Source organism: Glutamicibacter sp. AGC84, assembly GCF_053543575.1.
In genome coordinates, this window is the sequence record NZ_JBLVOC010000005.1 from 363,760 (window position 1) to 371,008 (window position 7,249).

Sequence of the window (7,249 nt, forward strand, 5' to 3'; positions counted from 1 at the left end):
CCCGCTGCCTATGGGCGTGCAAGTTGCATCGGACTACAGGTCGGCGGTGGCCTTCCACGCCGAATGCACGGCACCGTGGATGTAGTTGACCGCACTGGCATCGCCGATGACATCGACGCTGAATCCGGCACCGCGCAGCTGATCGGCTACCGGCGCGGCACTGGTGGTGCCATCGGCGTAGATGACCATGTCGGCCGGGGCGCTGAACTGCTCTTCGCCTTCGGTCCATTCCACGGTCTTCTCGGTGATGCGGGTGACCGAGACATTGCGGTGGATCTTGACGCCATGCGCGAGATTCTCCTTGACGGCGGTCCAGCGGCGCGGCATGGCCGGCGGCAAGCCCAGCTGCTGGCTCTCATGGACCAGAGTGACGTTGCGGCCGCGCTCGGCCAGGAACTCGGCCAGTTCCAGTCCCACCAGCGAGCCGCCGATGACTACAACGTCCTTGCCCATCGGCAGCCAGAACTTGGTGAACTGGCGGACGAATTCCGGGGACTTGGTCAAGCCCGAGAGCCGTCCGAGCTTGCCCATGGTGCTCAGCACCAGTCCGGCTTCCTCGGCTGTAGCGGTACACAGCATCATGGCGCGCAGGGTGTCGCCGGTCTGCACGTTGGGCAGGTCGCCGCCTGGCATGTCCGGCTTCGGGCGCACGGCGCCGGTAGCGACAATGACGTGGTCGGGGTTCAGCCCGCGGATGGTTTCCGCGGTGGCTGGGGTATTGAGCTTCACCGCAACCCGCAGGCGCTTGAGCTCGGATTTCAACCAGCGCAGCAGGCGCTCGTTATCCGGGGTGGTCATGGTGGAGAACCACATGGTTCCGCCCAAGCGGTCGGCCTTGTCGACGATGGTCACCCGGTGCCCGCGCTCGGTGAGCACGCGTGCGCTCTCCATGCCCGCAGGGCCCGCGCCAACGACAACCACATGCTTCGAGGCGCTTGCCGGCTTCAACGGCAGCAGCTTCTCGTTACCCAGTGCCGGGTTCACTGCGCAGAACGGGGTGTCATCGAAGAAGTTCTCCGCCACGCACAGGTAGCAATTGATGCATGGGCGCACCTGGTCAAGCTTTCCGTCGCGCAGCTTGTTGGGAAGCTCCGGGTCGGCCAGCAGCTGGCGTCCCATGGCAGCGAAGTCCACCTTGTTCTGGGCGATCGCCTTCTCGGAAATGTCCGGGAGCATGCGGCCCACGGCGATCACCGGAATGGAAACATGCTTCTGTGATCTCTGCGGCATTCTCCAGGTAGGCCCCGACCTTGTTCGGCAGCGGCCCGTCGGTGAAGTTGTCGAAGGGGTTGCGTCCCCAACCGGTCACGTGGATGCCGTCAGCGCCTGCGGCTTCGAACATCTTGGACGCCTCGATGGATTCGGCAAGGCTCAACGCGCCTTCCTGGCCGTATTCCTCTCCGGCTACGCGCACCAGGATCGCCAAGGAATCTCCCACGCGTTCCTTGACGGCGGCGATGACCTGGCAGGCCAGGCGGGCACGGTTCTCCAGCGAGCCGCCGTACTGGTCGGTGCGCAGATTATCGCGCTGGTTAAGGAAGACGCCAAGGATGTATCCGTGCGCCGCATGGATCTCGATGGCGTCTGCTCCGCCCTTGGCTACGCGTTCTGCCGCGTCGGCCCATGCGGCGATCAGCCAGTCGATGTCCTCTTGGGCCATCTCGTGGTAGCTGGCTTGCTTGCCCTTGGTGGCAGCACCCATCTTCGCGAGTTCCTCGGGGGTGCAATCGGCCAGCGCGCTCATGGAGTAGCTGTAGTCCGGCTTGTTCGGCGCCATGACTGGACGTCCGTTGGCGGTGTCTACGCGCGCTACCTTGCCATGGTGGGTGGACTGGATGCACAGCTTGGAGCCTGCAGCGTGGATGGCGTCGGCTAGTGCCTTGATGCCCGGGATGTACTTGTCGTCTGACAGTCCCGGTTCCTTCATCGAGGCCGCTCCGTAAGGGAAGGCGATAGCGCATGCGCCGGTGATGACAACTCCGGCTCCGCCGGCGGCACGCGCGACATAGTGGTCGATTTCCGACTGCTCGATTTCACCGCCTTCGGAAACGTTCATGTCCATCGCGGGAAGGACAATGCGGTTGGCGGTGCTCATAGGCCCGATCCGGCCTTCTGACATCAGGTGGGGAAAATCCGTGTTGCTCATGGCAACATAATACCGGCGGAAAATGCCCCAATTTCCGCCAGGAGGATCTTGGAATTGGATTTAATGCCACTAAAATAAACGACTTGTTCAAATTCAGGCATGCCATCATACTATTAGAAAATGTCATTGCAACTAATTCTAGCGGAAATCCTGCGAAAAGAATTCCTGTTTCCATTGCCTAAGTCAACGATAATCAATTTCCATATGCGGATATTATTGGCCGGTTCAACGAATGCGCGAAGTGACCGGCATCACCCCAGCGGTAGGCTGGAAGCATGTACTGGGAAAATATCGTCTTCGATGCCGAGAGCCCGAAACAGCAAGGGGAATTCTGGGAGACCCTGCTCAAATGCCAGATGCTGACCGATAACGCCGACGGCTATGAAACCCGGCTGCAGCTGGCCGGACCGAGATACCTGGATTTGTGCTTCCCCGCTGTCCGGAACCCGGACCGTGCTCAACAGCGCGTGCACCTGATCCTCGGATCCGGCACCCATTTCAGCGAACGCCTTGGCGATCGGCACCGGGATGCCATGGAGTCCAGGCTCGATGCCGCAGGCAACGAATTTCTGCTCCGTGCCCACGACCAGGACGCAAGCGGCTTGGTGCTTGAAGCCCTGCAACTGGCCTGCGTTGACCCGGCCGGAGATGCAGAATTCTGGAAGCAGCTGCTGGGATGGGACATCGTTGTGCGGTCTCCAGCGGTTCTGGCTCATCCATCAGGCGCGGGCCCGCGGCTGGTCCTTGTCCGGGAAGCTTCACCCAAGACTGCGGGGAAGAATGCGATCCATCTGGACCTGCGTCTCGAACAGGCCGAGAGCATGGAGGACGCGTTGGGAATCATCTGCGCATTGGGCGGCAAGGAACTGGACCGTCCGTGGGGTACGCTGCCATGGCGGGTATTCCAGGACCGCTCGGGCAATGAATTCTGCGTCCTGGCCCCGTCGGCTTCCAACCGGTGACGGATCCGGCAACGCCCCGAGGCCGTTAAACGCAATTATCGGCACTACCCAAGGAAGAAAGTGCAACCACACCTAGGCAATGAGCACACCGTTGCGGTGATCCCGGGGCAGTCACGCCGCGGGATCGCGGCTCTGGCGCTCCTGCTCGCAACTGCCACCCATTTGCTGGCACAACTGTTCTGGCCTTCGGGGCTGCTGGCGGACGCCACGCAGATCCTGCTGATGCCGCTGTTGGCAGGAACGGTTCTCGCCCTCACCACCTCGCCGCGTGGCACACTGATCCGGCTGGTGCTCATAGCCCTTTTCTTCTCCTGGGTCGGTGACACCTTGCCCCGGTTCATGGACGGCGATTCTGCATTCCTGGCCATGGTTAGCGCATTCCTGGTTGCGCAGTTCTTCTACATCGCCGCTCTGGCAAGATACTGGAAATCTTCGATACTGCGCCATTGGAGGATGCCGCTTCCTTATCTTGCCGCATTTGCCCTGCTGCTGGTCCTCTGCTCACCCGGTGCGGGAGTGCTGCTCGCCCCGGTGATCATCTATGGCTCGGCATTGATGATGATGGCCATCCTCAGTACCGGGCTGGGTCCGATCGCAGGCTTCGGCGGCGCAATATTCTTCCTCTCCGATTCCTTGATCGCGCTGCGCTCATTTGCGGATATCGATGTCCCCGGAATGGGATTCTGGATTATGCTCACCTACGTAGCTGGCCAATGGATGATCAGCTACGCTGCGAGCCAGCGCGAGGCACAGGAGAAGAGCACGGTGAAATGCGAGTAGCCCCAAAGAGCAGGATCCCGTTGTTCATGGTGCATGGCAACGGGGTAGACCACCGTATCCTCAAGCCGCTGGAAGCAGAGCTGGCCAACGCGCAGATCTTCGACTTGCACTACGTCGACTTGCCCGGCTTCGGAACCTGTCCACCGCTAGGGAACCCCGGGGGACTGCCAGAACTTGCAAACTGGTTGGAGGAACTGATCAGGCAAACCGCGGGAGAGGGGCCGTTCGCACTGCTGGGCAACTCTCTTGGCGCCTTGCTCTGCCAGGAGATGGCCGACAGGTTTCCCGGCCAGGCCCAAGGACTATTCCTCCTGGCCCCAGTGGTCTTTCCCGATGCCTCGCGGCGCACTGTGCCCGAAGCGCAGGTAGTCGTAGAGGATCCCGGGCTGCTGGCCCGGATAGATCCCCGCCAAGCACAGCAATTCTCCGATATTGCCGTGGTGCAATCGCAGCAGGCGTGGCAGAGCTTCGCGCAGTGGGTGCTGCCCGGGCTGGACTGCGCGAACTTGCGCTCCATGGCCAAGCTATCCAAGCGCTACTTCCTGGATCCTCTGCCCGTGGAGCGTAAACGCCAGCTGGATATTCCGGTAACCATCCTGTGCGGGAAACAAGACCACATCACCGGATACCGGGATCCCGAGCAGCTATCGCGCCGGTACCCCTCGATGAGGATCCGCGTGCTTGATTCTGCAGGGCATAACGTGCACCTTGAGCAGCCCGAGCAGGCCGCGGCCGAATTGCGGGACTGGGCCCACCGCACGGGCCGCATGAACGAGCCGGCTTGAGCCGGGGAAAAACCGCATGCTGGTGTGCCGCAACGATCCATAAAAACTTGAGGAATCGCTGGCACCCGGCTACATTTCGAATCAGCAAGTACGGATTCGCTTGAGCATGAAGGAATATGGCATGGAAGAGACTCTCCTGCTGCGCGAGCTGTCGAGCGTGGATGAAGTGCCTGACCTGCTCGACATTTGGCGCAGTTCGGTGGAACGCCGGGGAGACTTCCTCTCGGCTGCTGATATTGATGCGGTGGCCGTCGCCCTGGAAGCTGTCTATAGCCAATCGGTCTCAGTCAGGATTGCCCAGCATGGTCGACGCATTGTTGGCTTTGCGGCATGGAGCAGTACACGCATCGAACTGCTCTGGGTGAGGCACACTGATCGCCAGAAGGGTGTGGGCCGCATCCTGCTGGATGAAATCATCGCCAGCATTCCCGGGATCAGCGTTCATCTCGATTGCCAGCGCCAGCCTGCCATTGCGTTCTTTGGCGACTGCGGATTCGTGCCTGTGCCCGGGGAATCTGCATCGTCGCCGCAACGAGTCGTATTGCGCCACGTGTAGTCTTCAGCCTGGATCGTGGCACGATAGTTTCATGAGTGAAAATAGCCGTGAGATCCGTGAAGTCAGCATCGAACGCGTCGAGGCACGCAAGTACAGGGCCACTAGCCTCGAATCGGGAGCCAGCCTAGAATTCGGCCAGGGCGAAGGATTGCTAACCCCGGTGGAGTTGCTGCTTGCTGCCATCGCAGGATGTTCCGCAATTGATGTTGATGTGGCGACCACCAGGAGAAGCGAGCCTGAGAAATTCGAAGTCAAAGCGGGCGGCTACAAGGTCTCTGAGAACTCGGCGAGCCGGATGGAGGACATCCATCTTGGTTTCGATTTGAAGTTCCCCGATACCGAGGAAGGCCGCAAGGCAGCCAGCATGGTGGAGCGCATCGTCAAGCTTTCGCATGACAAATACTGCACCGTCTCCCGCACCGTTGAACTGGGCGCTTCCGTGCGGAGCGAAGTCATCAACTAGGTAGCGGGACTTCCGGCAATTCCCGGATGAATAAAGGTCAATGGCTGAATCCGCAATAGCTTCCATGGCAATTCACGGGTTTGGACGCAACCGCGAACTTTCTAACATTGCGTGGATCAGTTGTCGGCAAGGTCTTATTGTTCGGAATTCGTTGAATACATCGGGATATAGTCAGCTTTTCGCAATTCGAGCTGTGAAAGTCCAATGATTCAAGCTGGGAGCATGGGTCTTTGCCCTAGTCAGCGGAGAACCTTCATCGTAGGGTCGGACTGTCCCTACGTTGAAGGAGCAGCAATGCAGTCTGAGAACGTTTTAGGCAATATCGACTGGGCGTCGATGCTACAAAAGGTTGGCATCGCGCTAATCATCCTCATCATTACGTGGCTAGTTGCACGCATAATTCGTTGGGCTGCCGCCAAACTGGTGAACAGGGTGAAGTTCCTGCAAAAGCAGGGCAATGACGGAGAACAAATAGGCCAATCCCTGGGCAAGGTCGCGGGGTTGATTGTCTGGCTCTTCGGCCTCGTGGCAATCCTGCAGGTCTTCGCTCTATCCGAAGTGCTATCGCCGGTGCAGGGCATGCTCGGCGGCGTCATGGCCTTCATCCCCAACCTCATCGGTGCGGGCTTCATCTTCTTCATTGGCTACGTCATCGCGAATATCGTTCGCCAGCTGCTGAGGACCGGTTTGGGAACTGTCGATTTTAGCGGACTGGTCCGCAAGGTCACCCCAGGCAACGAACCAGTAGATGAAGTTCAGTCTCGCGAATCCCAAGCGAAGATCGTTGACATCATTGCCAACATCGTCTTCGCCTTGATCCTGCTAGTCGTCGCAATATCAGCCCTGCAGGTTCTGGGCATCGCGGCAATTTCGGTACCTGCCCAGCAGATGCTGCAGCTGGTCTTCACCGCAATCCCGCAGGTCATCATGGCCTTGGCGCTCTTGGCCGTGGGTATCCTGATTGCCAAGTTCGTCGGGCAGCTACTTGAATCCACCCTCCACGGCGTGGGTACCGACACTGTTGTTGCCCAGTGGGGCGTAGTTCCCGAGGGCAAGAGCGCTTCGGGAATCATCGCTGGCATCGTCAAGATTGCTATCGTGCTGTTCTTCGGTGTGATGGCGGCCCAGATGCTGAACTTCCCAGCGATCACCAATATCCTCAATGAGATCCTGGCCTTGGGCGGCAAGATCCTCTTCGGCGCAGCAATTATCGCCGCAGGTTTCGTCATCGCCAATGTGATTGGCCGCTTCTTGGGTGACACTACTGCTTCGAAGATCATCCGCTACACGGCAATTGCGCTGTTCGTGGCGATGGGCCTGAAGTACATGGGTATCGCCGATTCGATCATCAACATGGCCTTCGGCGCAATCGTCATTGGCGCAGCATTGGCAGCGGCTCTGGCCTTTGGCCTCGGCGGTCGTGATGCTGCGGCCCGCACGCTGAAAAAGATGGAGGCCCAACAGGCCACCAATGGCCCGGACTCGACGCCACCGGCATCGAACCCAGGCATCTAACCACGCATCACAAAACCTGAGGGACAGATAAGAAGTGGGGGG

General features: G+C 59.7%; 8 protein-coding genes. 6 read left to right on the forward strand and 2 right to left on the reverse strand.

Features of this window, described 5'->3' with window-relative positions; genetic code table 11:
• Positions 1–33 precede the first annotated feature (33 nt).
• Entirely contained in the window at positions 34–1,176 is a 1,143-nt protein-coding gene (locus ACNPN0_RS03555; RefSeq protein ID WP_448937699.1) for an FAD-dependent oxidoreductase, read from the reverse strand.
• Positions 1,058–2,146 carry an NADH:flavin oxidoreductase gene (locus tag ACNPN0_RS03560; RefSeq protein ID WP_448937680.1) on the reverse strand — a complete coding sequence of 363 codons (1,089 nt, stop codon included), beginning with the start codon at positions 2,144–2,146 and terminating at the stop codon, positions 1,058–1,060. Before ACNPN0_RS03560 ends, ACNPN0_RS03555 begins: the two co-directional genes overlap by 119 nt.
• 275 nt (positions 2,147–2,421) lie before the next feature.
• Between ACNPN0_RS03560 and ACNPN0_RS03565 the strand changes: the two genes are divergently transcribed.
• The 6 genes from ACNPN0_RS03565 to ACNPN0_RS03590 all read left to right on the forward strand — a co-directional run bounded on the left by ACNPN0_RS03565 (position 2,422) and on the right by ACNPN0_RS03590 (position 7,207).
• Positions 2,422–3,108: a VOC family protein gene (locus tag ACNPN0_RS03565; RefSeq protein ID WP_388022587.1), complete on the forward strand. Its 687-nt coding sequence runs from the start codon at positions 2,422–2,424 to the stop codon at positions 3,106–3,108.
• 60 nt (positions 3,109–3,168) lie between these two features.
• Positions 3,169–3,888, forward strand: coding sequence for a lysoplasmalogenase (locus tag ACNPN0_RS03570; protein ID WP_388022584.1), 720 nt, complete (start codon positions 3,169–3,171; stop codon positions 3,886–3,888).
• The gene (locus ACNPN0_RS03575) at positions 3,879–4,673 is read left to right on the forward strand and encodes an alpha/beta fold hydrolase (protein WP_166650723.1); all 795 of its coding nucleotides are present in this window, start codon (positions 3,879–3,881) and stop codon (positions 4,671–4,673) included. The genes ACNPN0_RS03570 and ACNPN0_RS03575 overlap by 10 nt, the downstream gene beginning before the upstream one ends.
• Positions 4,674–4,794: 121 nt before the next feature.
• Entirely contained in the window at positions 4,795–5,229 is a 435-nt protein-coding gene (locus ACNPN0_RS03580; RefSeq protein WP_166650724.1) for a GNAT family N-acetyltransferase, read from the forward strand.
• Positions 5,230–5,260: 31 nt separating this feature from the next.
• A complete protein-coding gene (locus tag ACNPN0_RS03585; RefSeq protein ID WP_105657548.1) occupies positions 5,261–5,692 on the forward strand; it encodes an OsmC family protein in 432 nt (143 codons plus the stop codon).
• 294 nt (positions 5,693–5,986) lie between these two features.
• A complete protein-coding gene (locus ACNPN0_RS03590; RefSeq protein WP_133833686.1) occupies positions 5,987–7,207 on the forward strand; it encodes a mechanosensitive ion channel in 1,221 nt (406 codons plus the stop codon).
• The last annotated feature ends 42 nt before the right edge of the window (positions 7,208–7,249 follow it).

Coding starts and splice junctions, on each gene's coding strand:
- ACNPN0_RS03560 (WP_448937680.1), bottom strand. CDS start 2,146: ATGAGCAACACGGATTTTCCCCACCTGATGTCAGAAGGCCGGATCGGG.
- ACNPN0_RS03555 (WP_448937699.1), bottom strand. CDS start 1,176: ATGCTCCCGGACATTTCCGAGAAGGCGATCGCCCAGAACAAGGTGGAC.
- ACNPN0_RS03580 (WP_166650724.1), top strand. CDS start 4,795: ATGGAAGAGACTCTCCTGCTGCGCGAGCTGTCGAGCGTGGATGAAGTG.
- ACNPN0_RS03575 (WP_166650723.1), top strand. CDS start 3,879: ATGCGAGTAGCCCCAAAGAGCAGGATCCCGTTGTTCATGGTGCATGGC.
- ACNPN0_RS03590 (WP_133833686.1), top strand. CDS start 5,987: ATGCAGTCTGAGAACGTTTTAGGCAATATCGACTGGGCGTCGATGCTA.
- ACNPN0_RS03585 (WP_105657548.1), top strand. CDS start 5,261: ATGAGTGAAAATAGCCGTGAGATCCGTGAAGTCAGCATCGAACGCGTC.
- ACNPN0_RS03565 (WP_388022587.1), top strand. CDS start 2,422: ATGTACTGGGAAAATATCGTCTTCGATGCCGAGAGCCCGAAACAGCAA.